A 21978-nucleotide genomic window follows, 5' to 3' on the forward strand; every position below is an offset into this window, starting at 1 on the left:
TGGTTCTTTTCGGGCCGAACCGAATTTACTCCTTGGCCGCCCTTCGTAATACACGTAGGTTGAAGCTACAAAACTAAAATTTAAAAAAAATAAGAATAATAAAGGTGATGCTATGTCTGGGTTTCGCTCATGGGTCGCAGTGAGTTTTCTGCTGTCGTCCGTCAATGCAATTGCAATGTCGTCTCCTCCTGCTCTTGAACTCGCCGAGCCTTATCAAGGCAGTGTGGCGAGTCTGGCGCAGCGATGTATCGGCATCCAGTCTCCAGGGACTGGTCATTGGCTGCGCTTTGAAGAGAATCCGGGATGGGCAGACGGATTCCCGTCCTACTCGTTTTCTGGAGATTCATCTGCCAGCGCCAGTCGCTTCTATCTGAAACCCAGCCAGCACCAGCACTTCTTATTGCGCGATGCTTCCAGCAGCTATCTTGGTGCGAGCACGACGGCGATAGTGAGAGCGACGGAGACAGCGAATAACCGCGCAGAATGGAAATTGGAGCGTGATGGTGATGGTTATACACTTCACAACGCACAAACTGGTTTTCAGTTAGCTCATCGCATTCGAAATGGCGAACTCTACTTCACCAGCACCCTCGACGTATTCTCTCTCAATAAAGAAACAGCCCTGAACTTTGTTGAGTTGGACGGGTGCAGCCAGTTCCCTGAAGTCACAGTGAATGCTCACGGAGATCGTGATGCGTTAAAAGGCGACGTCGATTTACCTGTTCGTGGCTATATTGACGCCCACACACATATTTCGTCGTATGAGTTTATGGGCGGTAAATTTATGGCCGGTGAGCCTTTCCACCGGTTTGGCGTTGAAGAAGCACTTAAGGATTCGTCGCACCTTCACGGAAAAGACGGCTCGCTCGATCTGATTGGTAACCTTTATACATTCAACGATATCAACAACCGCTATGACACCCGTGGGTGGCCCGATTTTCTATGGTGGCCAAATCACCAGCAGATGAGCCACTCGGGTTATTACTATAAATGGATGGAGCGTGCTTACCTTTCAGGGTTGCGCATCATGGTCACCAATCTGGTAGAAAATGAAGTGCTTTGCTGGGCTCAGAGCAGAATAAACCCTGCCTCCTGGATCAACCCGAACAGCTGCAATGTGATGGACTCGATTCGTCTGCAAGCACAACGACTGCGTGAGCTTGAAGAGTACGTCGACGCTCAGGCGGGAGGCCCAGGTAAGGGGTTCTTCCACATTGTGACCACTCCTCAGGAAGCGCGTGAGACTATTGCCGCCGGGCGTATGGCCGTCGTGCTCGGCATTGAGGCTTCAGAAACATTTAATTGCGGGCTCAACGATTACTGCACGCGCGAGACGATAGAATCGCAACTGCAGGAGGTCTATGACCTGGGCGTGCGCTCTCTTTATCCGACGCATAAATTCGATAACCAGCTTGCAGGTTCAGTCGTAGAAAGTGGTTTTATTAATATTGGCCATTTGTTGTCTTCCGGACGCTTCTTTGAGACAGAAGAATGTGCCCCGCATACCCACGGTAAGCCAATGACATCCGGGTTCCCTTTGATTGGTGATATTCCGGTGATACGGGAAATTCTCGATGTCGTACACCTGAATCCCGACTATGACGAATCGCGTCCGCATTGCAATCAACACGGTCTGAGCCCATTAGGAAGCTATCTGGTTAATCGCATGATTGATCTGAAGATGATGGTCGAGCTGGATCATATGAGTGACGCGACAGCCACCGCGGTCATGGATATAGCAGAGGCCCGAGGGTACAGCGGTGTACTGTCGACTCACAGTTGGATGCTTAACGCACCTGGTGGAGCGGTGCATCGTAATACCCAGCGCTTAATAGAAGCGGGTGGATTTGTGGCACCTTATAACAGTGATGCCACAGACATGGTCCGTCGGGTGGATCGTTATCTGGATATTCTTGCCGACACCCAATACCTGAACGGTGTGGGTATCGGTACGGACATGAGCGGCCTCGGAGGTCAGCCGGGTCCACGAGCTGATGTGGCAACGAATCCGTTAAATTATCCATTTATTTCAGAGTTTGGTATCGAATTTAACCGGCAGACCTCAGGTAACCGAACGTTCGATTTTAATCAGGACGGCATGGCCCACTACGGAATGCTGGCGGACTTCATTGAAGACTTACGCCAGCAGGCACCGGCCCGAACGTACGAAGCCGTCATGACATCTGCAGAAGCCTATCTGCAAACCTGGGAGCGATCGACAGCTTCTGGTGTTACTGAGCACTATGAACCTGCCGGCCTGGAAGACATTGATTAACTGCGTAATCTGGTAAGAACATCTTCTAAGGATGAATCCAGGGGAATACCGCTGCTGTTCAAAACACCAGCGAGCCCCTGGTACCAGCCGATTAACATCAGTAGCTCGATCATGAGCGCATGGTTGTAGTGTTTTTTCAGACCAGGCATGGTCTGTTCGTCGACGAGGTTATTACCGACCATGCCGTCGCATGCACGCAAAATCAGTGACTGGCGTTCACTCCAGCCATGGGCGTCTGCGCCTTCAGGGATACGGCGAATCTCGTCTTTTGTCAGGCCTGCACGTAGGCCAATATCGACATGTTGGCCCCACTCATAGCGTGAGCGACACAACCAGGCGATGCGCAGAATAGCCAATTCAGTATCGCGTCGATCCAGTTTCCCGAATGGCATCAGCTTGGAGGCGAAGAACAGCATGCCGCGCAGCAGTCGCATGTTGTGCATCATTAATAACCACAGATTGGCTGCATTGAGTTTTCCGAAGCGCTCGATTCCCCAGAGAAGAACGCGTTTAAAGAAACTCATGTCACCCTCCGCAACAGAAGGAACACGACGCTCCGGAGGTAGTTGCCAACCATCGTCTGGAATTAATTCATCATATTTCATCGCTCTCTGCACATTTCTTATAAAGGGAAATTTTTACCCAGCCAGTCGATCTGAATGGAAACTACTTTCTCAAACCATTCACCGCGATAAATATCAAAATGTCCGGTATCCAACTCAACGAGCGAGCCATTCTTCAACGATTTTGCGTATTTTAACGTGGGTTTGACTGGCGCCACGGTATCTCTCAGGCAAGCAATAAGAAGCGTTGGTGCAGTTACTTGCGAAGCTGAACGCCCAGGGAAATAGCGGGTAATTTCAAAGCCAAAGCGAGCAGCAACATAGCCAGGAATATCTGAACCTTCTGGCTTAATGCCGTTGTATCCCTCCATAACATCGTGCGCGGTCATCAGTGCAGCGTCGCCGGGTGATCCGGCAAGATCGACCATCACGGGTGCATTTCTGAAGGGCATAGACAGAAGGTCAGCGGTTGCCGCCAGTGATACCTTCATCAGGCTCAGAGGGTGGAGCGCCATTGAAGAAGCAATACCGTTAGTAAAAGGGCACTGAGACATAACACCAGCAACCCCAGAAACATTGGCTGCTGTCTTAAGTACGTGACCACCACTGAATGAGCTGCCCCAGATAATTATCCGGCTGCCATCCACGCGTTGATCATTTGCGGCGAACTTCACTGCAGCTGCCCAGTCTTCCAGCTGCTTTGTTACGCTTAAAAGCTGGCGCGGTTCTCCGCTGCTATCACCGAAGTGACGATAGTCAAACACAAGGCAGGCATAACCGGCGTCGCAGTAACGTTCGGCAAATGCATCCAGGCGCATAGAACGAACAGCGCCGAGACCATGTGCCATAACAACAACGGGAGCTGGATGATCTGAGTCCGGAAGATATAACCATGCGGCGCAGTGATCATCACCAGATTGATAAGACACATCAAGACGGTTCATGCAGGCACTCCTGTCGGTAGCGAAAAGTGGGTGATTAATAATCTGTTGTTTGCTATTTTTAGGGTTTTTGGAACAAATGTTCCGGTTCATACTAACATTACTGGAACGGTTGTTCCAAGGTGCTGGAGAATGAATGACTGAATTGACCCCTAAACAGCAGGCCAGGGCGGATGGCCTGCTGGATGCCGCCGAAGCTTTGTTTGCTTCATACGGTTTCCATGCTGTCAGCGTGCGGGACATTACCGGGTTGGCCAAAGTGCGTTTGGCAGCGGTCAATGATCTGTTCGGCGGCAAAGAAAAGCTTTTTTATGAGGTCATCAAGCGCCGGGCTGAGGTCGTTAATGCGCTGCGTGAAGAGCGTCTGGCCGCGATTGATGATGCCAAGCCCCGAGAAAAACAGGCTGCAGAGATCATTTCAGCTTTCTTTGACCCTTTGCTGGAAGTCAGCGAGCGCGGTGAGGGTTGGCGTAATTACCTCAGATTGGTCAATCAGATGATTGGTTCACGATCGCCAGTACTGTTGAGCGTCGTTGAATTCTACAACCCGATCACGCAGAAGTTTTTGATGGCTTTGCATACTCTGTATCCAGGTATCCCGTTTTCAGACTTACTGCGGCATTGGCAGTTTATTCTGGCAACTTACCTTAGTGTGTTTGCTGATAACTTCAGAGTGAACAGCATGACACGGGGGGAGGTTCAGAGTTCAGCGTTTTCTGAAACCTATGATGCGGCCAGAGTATTTGTTCTGGGCGGGCTTAAAGCGTTTCTGGAGCAGGCGCAACAGCGCACTTGATGCTTCCTGCTTACGGGTTCAGATCAATATAGTGAGACTTAGGTTTGCAGCTTAAAACCAGCCAATGTAATCTTGCCGAAGCTGCCCGCAGAGGCGGCATTCACCACAACTCCTGGGTAGTTAATAACCTGTGAGAGGCTCAAGAATGAGACCATTAACTGCATCAGTCAGTGCCTTGTTAGGAATGACAATGGCAATGGCAGCAACCGCCGCTGAACCATTTAACTACGATTATCTGGGTCTTACCTATGATTACCAACGGATTGGCGTCGACGGCTTCAGCGAAGAGCTGGAAGGTCACCGTGTCACAGCGATTTATTCAGAAGAGCTGAAGCAAGGTCTTATCTATCAGGCGTTCGGTACCAGCGAGTTTACCGATGATGAATTGATGACCTCGGGTAACTCGTACTTTTATGAGCGTGATTCGATCGATATTGGTGTCAGCCTTGGTGCTCACCTGCCGATCACAGCGAAAGCAGATGCGGTTGGAACGGCAAAAGTGGGTTATGCGTTTTATGACACCTACAGCCGCCTGAAACTCGAAGATGAAATTGAAACCACAGTCATTGATGAAAAGGGCTCAGAGCCTTTTGCAGATCTGTCGGTTGGCGTACGTTGGTTTATCGACGATTACAACAGTCTCGATATTCAGCCTCTGTTGGGAGTTATCCTGACCGAAGATACTAACGATGCATATTTCCGCGGGCGGGTGAGTGCACGCCTGGTAGGCACGATAGAGGCCTATCTTGATATGACGACCTATCTGGATTCTGATTATCGTGCCTTTGGTACAGGCATCTTCCTGTATTACTGAAACAGAATAACCCTATGGGAGTGCGAGCGGAATTGCGCTCCCTGAAGCAAACAAAGTAAACAACAAGGACGTTACATGAAACCTTTCTTCGTGCTTCTCTTATCCTCAGCCCTGTTCGCGTGTGGCGGTGGCTCTCCAACAACAGCGTTGATCAGCGGCGATGATGATGAAACTGATGCCGGTTTGTTCCGCGAATGGACAGAAACCGGTAGTGGCTTTCTTCTCGACCTGACTGGCGGAGCTTTAAATACCAACCTCGCGTACTACCTTGAGGAGGAAGATGGTTCTCGCTGTGACTGTCGTCTGACTTTTCTCGGTGATGAAATATCAGGCTCTTACGTGCTTAGCCAATGTAGCTACAGGGTAGGAAGTTCGGATGCTGATCCGGGGTGTAATGCTTATGATCACACCGGAACCTACGAGCGGGACAATAATCGTCTTTCTATTTGTGATGACACTCAGGAATGTTCGACATATCGCTGAGTGACATCCTGTGCAGGCGATACTCAGAAGTAAACGCGAATACCGTAAATGTAGGCCGGAGCAGAATTTTCAATATCTTTCTGATAAGAGAAACGACCAGAAATAATATCTGAAATATTCAGCTCGGCTGACAGGTCAACGATGATTGAATCCTCTTCCTCACCTGTTGCATAAGATACGGTCCCGGATAACTCCAGCGGTGAATATTCAGATAAGCGGTATCGGGTTTCAAGATTAAACGCCGAGCTGTCTGTGTAGGTCACTGAGGATTCTTCGAAAAAGAAATTCACATCAGTACGTTGGTATTTGGTCTCAACGTCAGATTTGGTTTCACTGTACGATAAGCCCGGAACGATGTGCAGGGTTGGGGAGATCTGAAAATAACGATCGATCGCGATGCGCAAAGTACGCTGGTCGATATCTGCACTGTATCTGGAGTCGTCGGTCTCATAACGGTCTTTCAGCTCGACAAAGCCGGCAGAAACACTGGCGACGACCTGATAACCCAGGTCTTTCTGCAATTCAAAGATGGTTGCTGTCGTGTTATTTGGTTCACCTGACGATGGAGAATCCAGCTTACTCTTCGCAAAACTAGCCTGAACGAAATCGTAGTTAATTGCCGAATCGGCGAATGACAGAGTTGGAAGGGCAACGGCCGCAGCCAGAACAGCAGACTTGAACGAGGGCATAGTATTTTCCGTAATCGCAGCGCATCAGCGCCCGTTTCTGATAATTATTATTAAGCCCGATAGTACAGAAACTGCCCGGATTATCAACAGAGTTCTATGCCTGTAAAACGAAAGAAGCCCGCATCGGGCGCCGCTGTGAGCGGCGCTGATACGGGCCAGAAGACCAACAAGGTTACTATTTCAGATCAAAGCGATCCGCATTCATTACCTTCACAAAGGCCTTCACGAAGTCGTTAACGAACTTCTCTTTGCTGTCATCCTGCGCATACACCTCAGCGTATGAACGCAGGATCGAGTTAGAGCCAAACACCAGGTCGACACGCGTCGCTGTCCACTTGGTTTCACCGCTCTTGCGATCAACGATGTTGTAGTGGCTTTTGCTCGCTGGTTTCCACTGGTACGCCATATCCGTCACATTCACGAAGAAGTCGTTGCTCAATGCGCCAACGTTATCGGTAAATACGCCGTGCTGGCTGTCACCAAAATTGGTACCCAGTACGCGCATGCCGCCGATCAGAACCGTCATCTCCGGCGCAGTCAGCCCCATGAGCTGTGCGCGGTCGAGCAGCATCTCTTCAGGCGAAACCACATACTCTTTCTTGGCATAGTTACGGAAACCATCAGCAAGGGGTTCAAGCACATCGAACGATTCAGCATCCGTCTGTTCATCCGTTGCGTCACCGCGACCCGGTGCGAATGGTACAGTCACATCGACGCCAGCGTCTTTCGCTGCTTTCTCAACACCCGCGGTACCACCGAGTACAATCATATCGGCGATGCTGACAGGCTTGCTGAAGCCAGCACGGATACCTTCAAGAACAGCGAGCACCTTCTGCAGACGCTCAGGCTCGTTCCCCTCCCAGTCTTTCTGCGGCGCTAAGCGGATACGCGCGCCGTTGGCACCGCCACGGAAGTCAGAACCACGGAACGTACGAGCGCTGTCCCACGCGGTTGCCACCAGTTCGGCAACAGTCAGGTCAGAATCCAGAATCTGTGCCTTCAGGTCTGCAACTTCATCATCCGTCAGGGTGTAATCCACCTCAGGAATCGGGTCCTGCCAGATCAGATCTTCAGCCGGTACGTCTGCGCCGATATAACGACTCTTCGGACCCATATCGCGGTGCGTCAGCTTAAACCAGGCTCGGGCAAAGACATCTGAGAAATACTCAGGGTCTTTGTGGAAGCGCTCGCAAATCTTGCGGTATTCCGGATCGACCTTCATCGCCATGTCCGCATCAGTCATCATCGGCATGGTACGGATGCTCGGGTCTTCAACGTCCACCGGCATATCTTCTTCTTTGATATCGATCGGTTTCCACTGCCATGCACCTGCTGGGCTCTTGGTCAGCTCCCATTCGTGATTCAGCAGCATGTCGAAGTAGCCCATGTCCCACTGAGTCGGGTTGGTTGTCCAGGCGCCTTCAGGGCCACCGGTCAGGGTGTCACGGCCAATGCCACGGCCTTTCTTGTTGTTCCAGCCCAGGCCTTGCTCATCCACATCCGCGGCTTCAGGCTCAGGGCCAAGGTCGTCAGGGTTGGCGTTGCCGTGGCATTTACCCACGGTATGGCCGCCAGCGGTCAGGGCGACGGTTTCCTCGTCGTTCATCGCCATACGCTTGAAAGTATCGCGTACATCAGCTGCCGACTTGAGTGGATCAGGCTTGCCGTCGCGGCCTTCCGGGTTCACATAGATCAGACCCATCATTACTGCTGCGAGTGGATTTTCCATTTCGTGGTCATCGGAATAACGACTGTTGTCGTTATCACTCGGCGCCAGCCACTCCTTCTCTGAGCCCCAGTAAGTGTCTTTTTCTGGATGCCAGATATCCTCACGGCCACCGGCAAAACCAAAGGTTTTCAGACCAAAAGATTCATATGCCATGTTACCAGCCAGAATCATCAGGTCAGCCCAGGACAGCTTATTGCCGTACTTCTTCTTAATTGGCCAAAGCAGGCGACGAGCTTTATCGAGGTTTGCGTTATCTGGCCAGCTGTTCAGCGGCGCAAAGCGTTGATTGCCAGTGTTTGCACCACCGCGACCGTCTGCCAAGCGGTATGAACCGGCTGCGTGCCAGGCCATACGAATCATCAGGCCACCATAGTGCCCCCAGTCAGCAGGCCACCACTCCTGGCTGTCAGTAAGAAGGGCTTTAACGTCGTTTTTCAGAGCTTCAAGATCAATTTTTTTGAATTCTTCGGCGTAATTGAAATCTTCGCCGAGTGGATTCGTCTTGGTATCGTGCTGATGCAGGATGTCGAGGTTCAGATTATTCGGCCACCAGTCTGTGTTCGAATTTCCGTGTTGGGTGACACTGCCGTGCATAACCGGGCATTTGCCCGCAGAGTTGTTGTCCATCGTCGCACCTCATCAATTGCTATCGTTATTAGCGTTGCTTGTGATTACTAAGATACAGAGTAGCGCGATAGGTTGATATTAAAATTATATTAAATGTATCAGTGTGATAGTAATAATTGATTACTCGCCGTTCTCAGCCCTCGACACCGCGGCTGATCGGTTACGTTGTAATAGCAGCATAATGACAGAGGCAACAATGACAGGAACAAACGACACCCAGAGTACGGTGTCCCAACCCCAGTAACTGAGAATGCCACCAGAAGCAAAAGAGCCCATGGCCATCAGCGAGAAAACGACAAAATCATTCAGCGACTGCACCCGGTTTTTCTCTTCTGGCCGATGACACTGCAAAATCAGGGCAGACGCACCCAGAAAGCCGAAATTCCAACCTACGCCCAACATAATCAACATCGACCAGAAGTGAAATACGTCCACACCATGGAGAGAAACTCCGGCTGCAATGGCAGTAAGCGCCAACCCGATTGCTGAAATACGGATGGCTCCAAAACGCGCAATCAGGTGCCCAGTAAAAAAGCTGGGCCCGTACATGGCGATCACATGCCACTGAATCCCGAGGTTCGCGTCAGCCTGAGAGTGCCCATGAAAATGCATCGCAAGTGGAGCCGCTGTCATCAGAAAGTTCATCACCAGGTAAGAGACAGCACCACACACAACGGCAGGTAGAAAAAGCGGTTGTCGAACAATGTCACCCAGTGAACGCCCGCCGGCAACTTCTTCAACGCTCAGCCGAGGTAACTTAACGCCCGACAGCACCACACCAGCGAGCGCAGCAGCCAGCGCCTGAATCAGGAACGACGCCGCAAAGGGTGGGGTGTCTAATCCGGGCAGAGAAAGGTTCATTGTGTGTGTAATCAGTTGTGGTCCAACGACACCGGCGGCGATTCCACCCGCCATCACCATAGACAGTGCTCTGGGTTGCCTTTCGGGTGCTACACCATCGGCCGCTGCAAAGCGAAAAGACAGAACTACTGCAGCATAGGCGCCGCCAAAAACAGTCGACAGGCAGAGGAGAGTGAATGAGCCGTAGATCATGGCGGCCATCGCCGACAACCCTGACAGTATGCCCATGGCTGTTCCTGCCTGGAAAGCAGCAAGGCGCCCGAACCGCTGCGCAATCAGGCCTGAGGGGAGAGTGCAAATAGCCAGCCCCACCACAAACAGAGAAATCGGAAGTGTCGCCAGAGCCGGGGCTGGCGACAGCTGATGACCAATGACCGCGCTGGTGGCAAAAATCACAACCGAGTTTGCACCAGCCAGCGCCTGAGCAATGGTCAGGCGCCAGATATTATTGGTTTGTTGAGCTTCGCTGAGTTGCATGAATGAGTGCCTTAAAGTCCTTGAACCTGACGTTCCAGAACGCGGAGCTTATCGTATCTTTAGTATTCCCGGCGAGGAGTGAGAGGTGAAACAGTGATATTCAGTAATGGCCTCCCCACAGGAGGCCGAACATTACTTTTAACTGATTGAAAATTAATGATATTTTATTTTTCTTCAAATTAGTTACCCCGGAAGTTACCCCGAAACATCCGTTGCTAGATGGTCGACATGACACTACCGGACATTAGTAGAAGTTACTAAAAAGTAGTAAGAATGAGTAATTCTATCTTGACTTGACGGGTATGTCGGGACTAGAGTTGCCTGTAACACGGCCCCGATCGGTAACCTCTGCGGAGGAAGCTGCTGAGGGGTTTTTTAATGCCTGTCGTTTATGTTCCCCATCCCCAGTTCTGCCAATCGTCTATTGCACCCATCGCATCCAGTGACAGGGCAGTTTCGCTTCCGTTCAACGGAAACTCTTCCAGTAAGCTTGATAGACGCTCCCACCAGCTAGATGTTGGGTTTATCGTTTGTAGCAAGTGCTGGATTATACAGAATAGTAGGAATGGTCTCGCAACCAGACGTCCGTTATCCCACGCATGACGGAATATAGGCACTTCTGACTTCCCGGGCTTTTGCGGTTGATCAATGATGTTTCGATTCCAGAGGCGGCTGTGGTGTGCACATACGTTACGAAGGTAGTTCAGGCTACGAAGCCATGAGGCAAAGACGCCACCATTCTGAATCCCATATCGACTCGATATCATATCCTGGTGTTCATCTTTTAGGCCGGCAAACAAGCGTGACATGCAGCCGAAGTCCCAGACCTCGCAGGCAATCCAAATAGCAATCGGCAGGCCGTATTTCTCTTTATTGTGTTTAATGAACTCTTCTTTGGATCTATCGAGTAACTTTGCATGGTTAGTAAGCCAGGTGTGATAGTCGCTCAGGCCGCCCCTTGCATTCAGATTTTGTGTGAACTCGTCGGACAGTAGCTCCGGTTTGAGGTAAGCGAACGCATCAAGTTCACCAAGCGTGTGAGATATATCGACCCGAAGAGCAACTTCTATTCTCTCTAACGCGTCGAGTACCAGTAACCGCAGTTTCTTATCAAACACATACAGTTCGACGGCATCCTGAAAGCGTAGGCCGTGCTTAAAGGATTCAAGAGGGAATGTTTGAACTTTCTTATCTTTCTTCGATGGTTTGCCCGGCAGCTCCGGAATTGAGCAAGCCGGACCTGAGCGCTCTCTGAATGGGTACCAGTAACCGCTCAACCGATAGTACCCTATACGCCGCAAAGCCTGCTCTGCACGTTGTACGTCAGTGACTGCTAATCCGTGTGCTTGCAGCTTGTCTAATTGCTCTTCAATGCTGAGCCAAGGTTTGTTGTAGGTCATCGTTTGTCCATCAATCTAACCGGTTACCAGATCATGGTACTACAGAGAACAACTTTTTCAGCAGAGCCTTATTGTCTTGCGAGCTTTCCTTACTTTCTGTTTTTGCGTCTTTTTCTTGCGGCGTCTTTCCGGGTCGCCAGAGCTTATTTCAGGAGGCTCTTTGAACCCTTCACCAGCTTTAGATAAACGAGCACGAATAATACGAGCCGAGGCATTTGTATCTTCTTGAGACATACCACGCTTGGCTTTCTCTTTGGTGATGTTCGTAGTTTTTGCCATCCTCTGGTGCCGCTATTTAGAAATACATTGCAAACAGCCAACATCGTATGCAAAACGAGCCCGAAAAGTTGACATAAAAATTGGCACAAAGGCCAGAAAAACGCATGTTGACACACTGTTGGCACAGTGCAAAAAGTGATCATCTTTTCCGCTAAGTTATTGATTTGTAGTGTAAAAAGATGGCCTCCCCACAGGGACTCGAACCCCAATCGTCCGCTTAGGAGGCGGAAGCTCTATCCTGTTGAGCTATAGGGAGGAAGGCTGAGGATTCTAACGGTTGGTGTCGTGATTGTCAGCCCCGGTTGGGGCTGCGCACTCAGATGTTGTCTAATTCGTTTTTCTGTTGTTCTTTCAGGCGACGTTCTTCCCACTGAAACTCCGTGATCAGTCGGTCAATGAAGCGCTGGCCTTGAGGTGAGATCGTAGTGAAGGAGAAGCCACATTGTGTATTGCCGTTGTTACTCAGCTGGATGTGGCGGGCTTCCAGGCTGCAATCCATCGAGTTGTCGCGGTTAAAGCGAACCCGGGCCATAGGGATGTCCTTGTGGTTGTGCAGCATTTCAGTGATGTCGCCTTTGAACTTGGCCTTAAAACCACTCGACGACAGATCTACCAGGCGCCCTGTTAGCCCATCGCTGTCTTCATCATTATCTTCGAAGCGCAGTGTTACTAATATCTGGTGTGCAGGTGGCACCATGACACGGTAGGCGGTGCGGCGTTGCAGATAAAGAACTTCTTCAGGAAACTCGGCCCGATACTGTTCCTGGTCAGGTTGATAGCGCAGGCGACCCGTCATTCGGAATTCAATGCGCACCCCTTGGGTGTCGCACTCTACTGAAAATCGCTTCCCGCTCCTGATCAGGTCGTTGCCCTGCATTGGGATAACCCGATCCATAAAGAAGCTGCGGGACTTGAAGCTGGTTTCCGTAATTGCCGATTTGTATTCGGTGTCGTCGCCATCAATACGCAGGGTGACAGGAGTTTCCAGAAGCACAACCTTGCGCAGAGCGCCGTATACGTCTTCTGGGGTGTTCAGCAGAAATTCCTGGTTGATACTTGCCTCTGGCATGTCTGACGGTCCACTACGCTTCGATACTATTAAGTCCCGGATTCGCTCCGGCAGTTTTTCCATGTTCATTGTATAAGTGTGGATCATTCTGTCGGGCATGCAAGATACGAAGCTTCTGTTCGGCGCGGAATCGCAACGCCAGAACCATTTCGCTCAGGCGCTCTGAGATTTGCCGGTTGGCTTCGTACTGAGCGGCAAGCTGCTGCCACAATGGGTGAATTTCGGAGTTATTCTGGACAGCCTCGTGTTGCAGGCACTCTGCACTCAGAGGTAGTTGGTGGTCTTTCATCCACTGTAAGCGGGTACTCGCCTGCTGTTTCAGGAGGGTTACCTGTTTCTCTTTGGCAGGGTTCAGAGTGTCCAGTTCAGACGTACGGTGGTGGCTCACGGCCTCCAGTTCCTGCTCCAGCAGGGTGAAGAGCTGTCGGCTGGCGTCGAGCTCGGATGACATCAGCCGGGCAAGGGGAGAGGTATCTAAAAGCATACCTGAGGACCTCAGAAGTTGAATCGGTCCTCAAAATCAAGCATTTTCCCTGCCAGTCTGTCGTAATCGATTTTGTATTCACCGTTATCAATGGCGCTACGGATGCGCTCAACAGTTGCGTCGTCGACGTCCTTCATCTCTTTAATCTCAGCTTCTATCTGCTGAATGCTTTTACTGCTCGCGCTAAGCTTGACCTGATCGGTCAGCGGCGCGGATTCCCTGGCTTTGCCTTCAGCATTCGTTTCTGGGGCCTTAACGGGTTCAGTACGACTACGATTCGTGTCGACACTGTTGCCGTTAGTGAATTTATTGATGTTCATCATCATTTCTCCGAGCTTCATTCAGATGTACCTCTTCATTGTAGTTAACGGCAGCAGATTTCATTACTTTAGGAAAAAGTGTCAGTTTTTTTGAAAACTCACTGGACCTGTACTAAGCCATCGCCGATGACTTCCGCAAACAGGGTGGTTCCCGACTGCGTATTCCTGACCCGTATCTGTTCACCCAGGTGACCACGAGCCAGGGCTTCCCCCTTAATCTCGACCTGAATTCCCGGCCTGACCAGCCTGATTTTGAGCAGTTGCCCGCGTTGAACAAGGTCGGGTAAGTCGACCATGTCAGGTGTGACAGGTGTTCCTTGTCGCAGAGTTCGTTTGCTCAGCATTCCGCTGACGGCGTCAATATTACTGAAATACCCTTTGTGCAGATCAGAGGTGTCAAGGCGACTGATTCTGAGTTGACCTGCATTGATAACAGTATCCCGGCGTATATCGGTATCAGCGGTGACGACATCTGCGAACACCTTCAGTTCAACCGCGAACGATTGGCGCCAGAAGGGCGCTGCACAGCTGACCTCAACACCGTTGCGCCCAGGTTGCAGGTGGCGGATAACATTCACCTCTAGCGAAGCGCTGCAGTCAGGCAACTCATATCCCGGTGATACAGAAGGATACTCAAACTCCGATACACCGGCGTCTCCCCCCAGTGCAATCCAGCGATTTTTCAGTTCAGCGGTGACATCATCCAGAGAGCTTCCGGCCTGAGCAACGGTCGACAACGACCAGATGAAAAAACCAAATAAAACGCCTGCGCTTCTCCGGTTCTCTACTATGCTCAATGAAGCTAACGAAAATGATGTCATGATTCCGGCACTTTTATTACTCATACCTCAGGTTGAGCAAAGGTCGTGCCGGAATTGATCTGAAAGAGAGGCACACATGGCTGGTGTTCTTGAGTCCGTAAACCAACGTACCAAGCTGGTCGGTGAAAACCGTCTGGAGCTGCTGCTTTTCCGCGTCCGCGGTAAACAGTTGTACGGCATTAACGTATTCAAAGTAAAAGAGATCATACAGTGTCCGCGACTGACGTCCCTGCCTGGCAGCAATCGTGTTGTCCGTGGGGTTGTTCACATCCGCTCAGGAACCACACCGATTCTCGATATGAGCCTGGCAACGGGTGGTCCTCCGCTGGAGGAAGTGAATGGTGCGTTCGTGATTATTACTGAGTACAACGGCGCGACTCAGGGCTTCCTGGTGGCTTCGGTCGATAAAATCATCAACATGAACTGGGAACATATTCATCCACCACCCAAGGGTACAGGCCGTGAACACTACCTTACTGCTGTCACCGAAGTTGAGAATCACATCGTCGAGATCATCGACGTAGAGAAGATTCTTGCTGAAGTATCGCCGGTGAAAGAGGACATCAGTGAAGGCATCGTCAGTGACGACGTCCGTACTGAGGCCGGTAAAAAGAAAGTTCTGATCGTGGATGATTCCAAGATTGCGCGTAAGCAGATTACCCGTTGTCTGGAGAACATTGGCGTTGAGGTGGTTGCGCTAGAAGACGGCAAACAAGCCTGGGAGCACCTGAAAGGAATCGTGGAAGAGGGTGATCGACCGCAGGACCGTTACATGATGTTGGTATCCGATATTGAGATGCCAGAGATGGATGGCTACACGCTGACCACTCACATTCGAAGTAACGATGCGATGCAGGGATTTTATGTAGTACTGCACTCATCACTGAGTGGTGTATTTAACCAGGCAATGGTTGAAAAAGTGGGTGCTAATGACTTTATTGCAAAGTTTGACCCCGACGTACTGGCCGACAATATTGTGAGCCGAATTAACCACGGTTGAAAGTGATGACGCATAACAAGAAGGAAGTCGTGTTGACTGGTTCGGAGTACAACCAGTTTCGCGATTACCTTGAAGGGCTTTCCGGCATACTGCTGGGGGATGGAAAAGAATACCTGGTCGCAAGCCGTTTGCGAAAGCTCATGGCCGACCGGGAATTACCTAACCTGACAGAACTGATGTACTGCATGGAGCGTGACCGTCAGTTCAAAAATAACGTCATTGATGCCATGACGACCAACGAAACACTCTGGCTGCGTGACAGCCACCCGTTTGAAATTCTCCGCAACCGCGTGTTCCCTGCGCTCGCTGAACAATCATCGCCCATACGTATCTGGTCTTCGGCCTGTTCAACAGGGCAGGAACCTTACTCCATCAAACTGACTGAACTGGAATTCCGGCGAACGAGCTCGAAACGCCTGCCTGCTGTGTCAGTGTTGGCTACCGATTTATCAGAAAGTGCTTTGAGCGCCGCCAAAGAAGGGACGTACCCCTGGATGGCGATACGGCGTGGCATGCCTGAAGAACAGCTGGCAAAGTACTTTGAAAAAACCGGGGAAGATGCCTGGCACGTCGGCAAAGAACTGCGCCAGGGGGTAGAGTTCAGAAACTTTAACCTGAACGACAGCTACTCGCGTCTCGGCACCTTCGATATTATCTTCTGCCGCAATGTACTGATTTATTTCAGCGCCGAACGCAAGCGCGACATCCTATTGAAAATGCACGGTGCCCTGAAGCCGGGTGGCTATCTGATCCTCGGTGCTTCAGAAGCCTTGAGCGGGATGCCGGATCATTATGAAATGGTCAGCTGCAACCCCGGCATTCTCTACCGGAAAAAGTAGTCGATTTTGCCCTTGCCGCCGGTAGGTAAGGGCTTGCCGTTCCCCTCTCTGAAACTCTCCTTTAAATGCCCTCTGTTTTTATAACCTATTGAAAAATAAGTAAAAAATAAATTGGCCCAGCTCTTGCTGTATCTCTGCAGATGAACACAAATGGCAAACAGGCAGGTACAGAATGGGCGCAATCAACTTTACCAACGCACTCGGAATCCACGACAACGCAATGCAGCTTCGTGCGCAACGCGCTGAAGTACTGGCAAACAACCTTGCCAACGCTGACACCCCTGGATTCAAGGCCCGTGATTTTGATTTTAAAGCCATTCTCGAAGCAGAAACTCACAGCAATACCTCATTCGGTATGTCAGCGACGCATTCTGCTCACCTGAGCGGTACCAGCGGCTTTGCCGATGACGAACTGAAATATCGTAACCCTCTGCAGCCTTCCATCGACGGCAACACGGTCGACGCCCAGACCGAACAAGCTCTGTTTGCCCGCAACAGCATGGACTACAACGCCAGCTTCGAATTTCTGAGCGGTAAGTTCAAAGGCATGCGTAACGCGATCCGGGGAGAATAATCATGTCACTGACCAGCGTACTTAACATTGCCGGAAGCGGTATGACTGCCCAGTCAGTCCGACTGAACACCACCGCCAGTAACATTGCCAACGCCGACAGCGCCTCCAGCTCTGTGGACGAAACCTACCGCGCACGTAAGCCCTGGTTCTCGGTGCTCGAAAGCGAAGTGAACTCCAAAAGCCGTGATGTGAATGGCTTTATGGATACCGATGCAGCGATGGGCGCCGGTGTGAAAATCGACGGCATCGTCGAGAAAGACTCACCGCTGCAAGCCCGCTTTCAGCCTGATCATCCAATGGCGAACGACGATGGCTACGTGTACTACCCGAACGTCAACATCGTTGAAGAAATGACCGACATGATGTCCTCGTCACGCAGTTATCAGATGAACGTCGAAGTTCTTAAAACCGCGAAGCAGATGCTGCAGCGCACACTCACACTCGGCCAGTAAGGGGGCGATAAATGGCGATTAACGAAGTAAACAACAACGCCGCCGTACTGGATCAGTACCGTACGCCGACGCAGACCGAAGCCAAAGAGAACGAGCTGGGACGTAACGCCTTTCTTGAACTCATGGTGGCTCAGCTGAATAACCAGAACCCACTGGAGCCGACAGACAACCAGGCGTTTGTGGCTCAGCTGGCCCAGTTCTCATCGGTGGAAGGTATCGACAACCTGAACGACACGGCAGAGAGCATGGCCGCTCAGTTCACCTCGAATGCCGCGTTGCAGGCCTCAAGTCTGGTCGGTCAGAGCGTGATTGTTGATGGCAACACTACAGGCTTACTGACGAACGGTGGTGTGGTCAGTGGCTTTACCGAGGTGCCCGCGGCAACAGGCGACATGATGCTGACCATCGAAAACAAGAATGGTCAGACTCTGGAGCAGATTTCTCTGGGTTCTCACGATGCTGGTGCCATGTCAGTGCGCTGGGATGGCTACAACCTGATGGTGGATGGTGACATCGTCAACCTCGACCGCAGCAAGATGAATCTCGACCAGTACTTCCGCGATGAAAACGGCGAGATCGTACTGGACGACAACGGAGACCCGATTGAAAACGTCTACCCACCGGGTCAGTACGTTTTCAAACTCAGCGGCACCATTGCTGGTGAGAGTGAACAACTGGATATGCAGATGAGTTCACGCGTCGACAGCGTCACCATGAGTGCCGGTGGCGAAGTGACCCTGAACTTAACCGGTGGCGAACGCGCCAACCTTGATCAGATTAAACAGATTCTTGACGCCTGATCCGGCGAGAGGAGTACAAATATGGCTTTTAATATTGGTTTAAGTGGTATCCGTGCAGCCTCTACGGATCTGGAAGTCACCGGTAACAACGTGGCAAATGCCAGTACCGTAGGCTTTAAAGAATCCCGCGCGGAATTTGCCGATGTCTACACCAGCACTTTACTTGGTACAGGCCTCAAGCCGGTCGGTAGTGGTGTGCTGGTAGATAACGTTCGCCAGGAGTTTTCTCAGGGTAATATCAGTGGTACTGAAAACGCTCTTGACCTCGCGATTGATGGTAATGGCTTCTTCGTATTGGATGACCGTGGCAGTGTGTCTTACACCCGTTCGGGGATTTTCTCTCTGGATAAAGACGGCTTCGTTGTCGCTAACAACGGCTCTCGTTTGCAGGGGTATGAAGCCAACGAAAACGGTGTGGTCAGCGGTGTGCTGGGCGACATCAATATTCAGATTGCTAACCAGCCGCCACGCCTGACGACTCTTGCCACCGCCATCGTAAACCTGGATGCCGGTGAGCAGGTTCTGCAGGAGCAGGGTCTGCAAATAACCACCAACGGTTTGTCTGTTGGTGCGGCAGACGCGGGCATTCTTGAATCCACCAAAACCGTACTGGATTCAGCGGGTCAGCCAACGGATGCAGGCATTCCTGCACAGGTATTGTTCCCGAATACAGTCGCGGCAGTCGCGGCGGCGGGCTACGGTAATGAGTCGATGGACTTTGATATCGGTGACGGTAATGGCAGTCAGACCATAACCCTGGCCGGTGTTGCCGCAGGTGCCACCGTTCAGGAAGTGCTTAACGATATACAGTCAGCGCTGGATGCCACCTTTGGCTCACAGCAGCTGCGCGCGGTAGAAGATCCATCCACCGGCAACCTCATCATTGAACGTGCGGGTTACAACGCGACTAACGGCACGTCATTCTCGATCACTACCACGCCTGGTTGGGATGGTGTCTTTGGTGTTGCGGGTGCGGTATCTGCCGGGGTGGCTGGTCAGCAATTGTTTGTGGGCGCCAGCCCGGTAACCGCTGATTTCCGCTCGATTCCTGGTACGCAAACCACTACGCGGACAACAGCAACACCGCCTCTTAATATCGTCTCCAGTGATCCGGGCCAGTTTGCCGTACTGACAGCGAACAACACCTACAGCGCACTGGATCTCGAAGATAAAGTCGCGCCAGCCGTCGACAACGTACTTGCGTTCCGTATCGCCACCGAATCCGGTGCTCTGTACCCAATCAACCTGAGTGAAGCGGCCTGGGTCGGCGCTGCACCAGCCAGCTACGCGAACGTAACCACGACAGAAATCGTCGCCGAAATTAACGCGCAGATTACCGCCACCGCGGGTGCCGGTAACGAAGAAGTACTGGCAGTGGACAACGGTGGTCGTATCGAGTTTCAGGTGCAGGCGCCGGGGGCTCGTGGTGACTTCGTTCAGATCGCCGATGACTCCGGCTCGGTAAATTACGACCTGATAAACCTAGGCTTCCTCAGCAATAACCGCCTTGATTCGGGTGTTGAGCCTGTATTGGCAAACAATGAATTCAATCTTGAAGTCACCAGTACCAGCGGCAACGCAGGTGGCCCGTTCACCATTACGATACCGCCTGCTAACTACGCCAACCTCGAAGCACTGGCCGTAGCGATTCAGCAACAAATCGATATTTACATCGGTGCAGGCGGCCTTGCCGGTAAAGTGAACGTCGATGCCGTTGGTGGCCAACTGGTATTTACCAATACACAGGTGGGTGCGGGTGAAGGCGTGTCCTTAACTCCAACCGTTGCAGAGTCCCAGGCTCTGGGTGAGCTGGGCTTTGACAGCATGTTCATTGTTACCGGCCAGGATGAAGTGGATCGCACCAACAGCTTCCGTATCAACCTGACTGTACCAGCGCCAGACAACGATAACCGCAGCGGTTCGGTTGTGGTGTCGCTGGATGAAGAGTACCGCTCGGTTCAACAACTGGCGGCAAGCATTAACCGCCAGTTGAACAGTCAGGATGCCGATAACTACATTGGCGTTCAGGCAGCCGCTGTTGAGGTCGAGCCGAAAACCGTACCACCTCAGTACAAGCTTCAGCTGTCGGCGGTAGAAGCGGGCGAAGCCTCAATCATCTCCATCACCAATATCACAGCGGGCGGCCAGGACGTGTCTGAGTCTGACCTGTACGGTATTCTTCAGGTGAACCCTGATGACGGCACACTGCTGACCACCGGTATCGAAGGTGTCACCAACGAATACCCAGAGCAGCGCGTGACTTTAATTGATCCGGACGGTGAAGAAACAGAAATCGTAATTCCGGAGCATGCCGAAGCGAACGAAATTGTTTCTCTGTTTAATCAGCAGCCCGGTGTTACAGCGTCGGCAGAAACCGTCATGACAATTCCACTGTCGGGCTACAACACGCCCGGCAACGACATGTCGCTGACCCTCAACGGTCAGGCTCTTGAATCAACCAGCCTTGAAGAACTGGCTGATGAGATCAATGCCTACAGGGCAACGACACTGCCGGGTTTCCGCGCTCAGTTGAACGATACCGGTGATCTCGTTATTACCAATGAGATTGGTCGGGATATCAAAGTGTCGATCGATAGCCCAGTCGTGACTGACTCACTTGTCGTGCAGGGCGCTGAGGGCACGGGGCCGGTTGTGCTCGGCGGTACATCCGCCGCTGATGTCGCGGCAGCCGTAGGTGGTACTGTTAATTTCATCCTCAATGAAAACTACGTGATGCGTGATCCGCAGCCTGTCGTTTCCGGGATCTTTGGCGCGCTGACCGATGACGAATACTCTGACTTCACGCTGAACTCATTTGATCCGGATAACCAGGAAACGTACAACCACGCGACCTCAACCACCATATACGACAGTCTGGGTAACTCCCATGTGATGACTCAGTACTTTGTGAAAGAGCCACTGGACCCAACACGTCCGAACGAGCAGAACGTCTGGGCTATGTACGTACTGGTGGATGGTAACGATGTGGGCGACCCTGACCCATCGCTGCCATTCCCGGAAAACCTCGACCCGACCCGTGCACGGTTTGAGCTCTTCTTTAACCAGGACGGAACACTGGACGAAGTGGCGACCGGTGATATATTCATCACCAACTGGGATCCAGTCGATGAGAATGGCGATGCAACAGGTGCACTGACATCAACAAACGTACTGGAAGGTGGCCTGCCACTGAGTGATCCACCAACCAACTCAAACTTCCAGATCAGCCTGAGTGGTTCGACCCAGTTTGGGAGCGAGTTCTCGGTGAACGAAGTGAACCAGAACGGCTATGCAACAGGTCGACTGACCGGTCTCGAAGTGGATGAAGAAGGTATCATCTTCGCCCGATTCACCAACGGTCAGGCACAGACATTGGGTCAGGTGGCCATGGCCAACTTCCGTAACCCGGAAGGCCTGACACCGGTAGGCGACACGGGCTGGGCTGAGTCTTTTGAATCGGGTATCCCGACCATTGGCTCACCGCGAACGGCATCGTTTGGCCAGATACGGTCATCTGCATTAGAAGACTCTAACGTCGATTTATCGGAAGAACTGGTGGGGCTGATCATCGCCCAGCGTAACTTCCAGGCGAGTGCGAAAACCATTGAAACCACCGATCAGATAACGCAGACGATTCTGAATATCTGATGAGGGTTAGTCATGTGGGAAATGAGATGGACCCGTC

The 21978-nt window shown here is 51.6% G+C and carries 21 protein-coding genes and 1 tRNA gene; 10 read left to right on the forward strand and 12 right to left on the reverse strand.

What is annotated here, in order from left to right; genetic code table 11:
* Window positions 1-112: 112 nt before the first annotated feature.
* Window positions 113-2275, forward strand: a complete 2163-nt coding sequence (locus B2R29_RS08670) for a membrane dipeptidase (RefSeq protein ID WP_301180688.1) — start codon at window positions 113-115, stop codon at window positions 2273-2275.
* Here the strand turns inward: B2R29_RS08670 and B2R29_RS08675 are convergent.
* Window positions 2272-2880, reverse strand: coding sequence for a carboxymuconolactone decarboxylase family protein (locus tag B2R29_RS08675; protein WP_301180689.1), 609 nt, complete (start codon window positions 2878-2880; stop codon window positions 2272-2274). The two genes, B2R29_RS08670 and B2R29_RS08675, sit on opposite strands and share 4 nt — an antisense overlap.
* Before the next feature lie 17 nt (window positions 2881-2897).
* Window positions 2898-3782, reverse strand: coding sequence for an alpha/beta hydrolase (locus tag B2R29_RS08680; RefSeq protein WP_301180690.1), 885 nt, complete (start codon window positions 3780-3782; stop codon window positions 2898-2900).
* A 133-nt stretch (window positions 3783-3915) separates the two neighbouring features.
* On the opposite strand from B2R29_RS08680, the gene B2R29_RS08685 reads away from it, so the two are divergent.
* The 3 genes from B2R29_RS08685 to B2R29_RS08695 all read left to right on the forward strand — a co-directional run bounded on the left by B2R29_RS08685 (window position 3916) and on the right by B2R29_RS08695 (window position 5872).
* A complete protein-coding gene (locus tag B2R29_RS08685) occupies window positions 3916-4575 on the forward strand; it encodes a TetR/AcrR family transcriptional regulator (protein WP_301180691.1) in 660 nt (219 codons plus the stop codon).
* 145 nt (window positions 4576-4720) lie between these two features.
* A complete protein-coding gene (locus B2R29_RS08690) occupies window positions 4721-5389 on the forward strand; it encodes a hypothetical protein (RefSeq protein WP_301180692.1) in 669 nt (222 codons plus the stop codon).
* 75 nt (window positions 5390-5464) lie between these two features.
* Window positions 5465-5872, forward strand: a complete 408-nt coding sequence (locus B2R29_RS08695; protein ID WP_301180693.1) for a hypothetical protein — start codon at window positions 5465-5467, stop codon at window positions 5870-5872.
* A gap of 23 nt (window positions 5873-5895) precedes the next feature.
* Here B2R29_RS08695 and B2R29_RS08700 read toward each other — a convergent pair whose 3' ends face one another.
* The 10 genes from B2R29_RS08700 to flgA form a co-directional block, all read right to left on the reverse strand.
* Entirely contained in the window at window positions 5896-6561 is a 666-nt protein-coding gene (locus B2R29_RS08700) for a hypothetical protein (protein WP_301180694.1), read from the reverse strand.
* Window positions 6562-6736: 175 nt separating this feature from the next.
* Window positions 6737-8917: a catalase/peroxidase HPI gene (gene katG, locus B2R29_RS08705; RefSeq protein ID WP_301180695.1), complete on the reverse strand. Its 2181-nt coding sequence runs from the start codon at window positions 8915-8917 to the stop codon at window positions 6737-6739.
* Between the two features lie 120 nt (window positions 8918-9037).
* Entirely contained in the window at window positions 9038-10255 is a 1218-nt protein-coding gene (locus B2R29_RS08710; RefSeq protein WP_301180696.1) for an MFS transporter, read from the reverse strand.
* 389 nt (window positions 10256-10644) lie between these two features.
* A complete protein-coding gene (locus B2R29_RS08715; protein ID WP_301180697.1) occupies window positions 10645-11655 on the reverse strand; it encodes an Abi family protein in 1011 nt (336 codons plus the stop codon).
* 57 nt (window positions 11656-11712) lie between these two features.
* Window positions 11713-11934: a hypothetical protein gene (locus tag B2R29_RS08720; protein WP_301180698.1), complete on the reverse strand. Its 222-nt coding sequence runs from the start codon at window positions 11932-11934 to the stop codon at window positions 11713-11715.
* 180 nt (window positions 11935-12114) lie between these two features.
* Window positions 12115-12190: transfer RNA gene (locus B2R29_RS08725), tRNA-Arg, on the reverse strand.
* A gap of 60 nt (window positions 12191-12250) precedes the next feature.
* Window positions 12251-13003, reverse strand: a complete 753-nt coding sequence (locus tag B2R29_RS08730) for a flagellar brake protein (RefSeq protein ID WP_301180699.1) — start codon at window positions 13001-13003, stop codon at window positions 12251-12253.
* A 13-nt stretch (window positions 13004-13016) separates the two neighbouring features.
* Entirely contained in the window at window positions 13017-13487 is a 471-nt protein-coding gene (flgN, locus tag B2R29_RS08735) for a flagellar export chaperone FlgN (RefSeq protein ID WP_301180700.1), read from the reverse strand.
* A gap of 11 nt (window positions 13488-13498) precedes the next feature.
* Window positions 13499-13828, reverse strand: a complete 330-nt coding sequence (flgM, locus tag B2R29_RS08740; RefSeq protein WP_273091108.1) for a flagellar biosynthesis anti-sigma factor FlgM — start codon at window positions 13826-13828, stop codon at window positions 13499-13501.
* Between the two features lie 77 nt (window positions 13829-13905).
* Entirely contained in the window at window positions 13906-14628 is a 723-nt protein-coding gene (gene flgA / locus B2R29_RS08745; protein ID WP_301180701.1) for a flagellar basal body P-ring formation chaperone FlgA, read from the reverse strand.
* Between the two features lie 76 nt (window positions 14629-14704).
* Here flgA and B2R29_RS08750 point away from each other — a divergent pair, with 76 nt between their 5' ends.
* The 6 genes from B2R29_RS08750 to B2R29_RS08775 all read left to right on the forward strand — a co-directional run bounded on the left by B2R29_RS08750 (window position 14705) and on the right by B2R29_RS08775 (window position 21941).
* The gene (locus B2R29_RS08750) at window positions 14705-15628 is read left to right on the forward strand and encodes a chemotaxis protein CheV (protein ID WP_076514997.1); all 924 of its coding nucleotides are present in this window, start codon (window positions 14705-14707) and stop codon (window positions 15626-15628) included.
* A 5-nt stretch (window positions 15629-15633) separates the two neighbouring features.
* Window positions 15634-16467 carry a CheR family methyltransferase gene (locus B2R29_RS08755; protein ID WP_301180702.1) on the forward strand — a complete coding sequence of 278 codons (834 nt, stop codon included), beginning with the start codon at window positions 15634-15636 and terminating at the stop codon, window positions 16465-16467.
* 172 nt (window positions 16468-16639) lie between these two features.
* Complete coding sequence (gene flgB, locus B2R29_RS08760; RefSeq protein ID WP_301180703.1) at window positions 16640-17041, forward strand: flagellar basal body rod protein FlgB; 402 nt, start codon at window positions 16640-16642, stop codon at window positions 17039-17041.
* A gap of 2 nt (window positions 17042-17043) precedes the next feature.
* Entirely contained in the window at window positions 17044-17493 is a 450-nt protein-coding gene (flgC, locus tag B2R29_RS08765; protein WP_068441483.1) for a flagellar basal body rod protein FlgC, read from the forward strand.
* Window positions 17494-17504: 11 nt separating this feature from the next.
* A complete protein-coding gene (locus B2R29_RS08770; RefSeq protein WP_301180704.1) occupies window positions 17505-18293 on the forward strand; it encodes a flagellar hook assembly protein FlgD in 789 nt (262 codons plus the stop codon).
* Between the two features lie 21 nt (window positions 18294-18314).
* Entirely contained in the window at window positions 18315-21941 is a 3627-nt protein-coding gene (locus B2R29_RS08775; protein ID WP_301180705.1) for a flagellar hook-basal body complex protein, read from the forward strand.
* The last annotated feature ends 37 nt before the right edge of the window (window positions 21942-21978 follow it).

The sequence above is a fragment of the Thalassolituus sp. UBA3500 genome (assembly GCF_002377545.1).
Taxonomy (GTDB): Bacteria; Pseudomonadota; Gammaproteobacteria; order Pseudomonadales; family Oceanobacteraceae; genus Thalassolituus.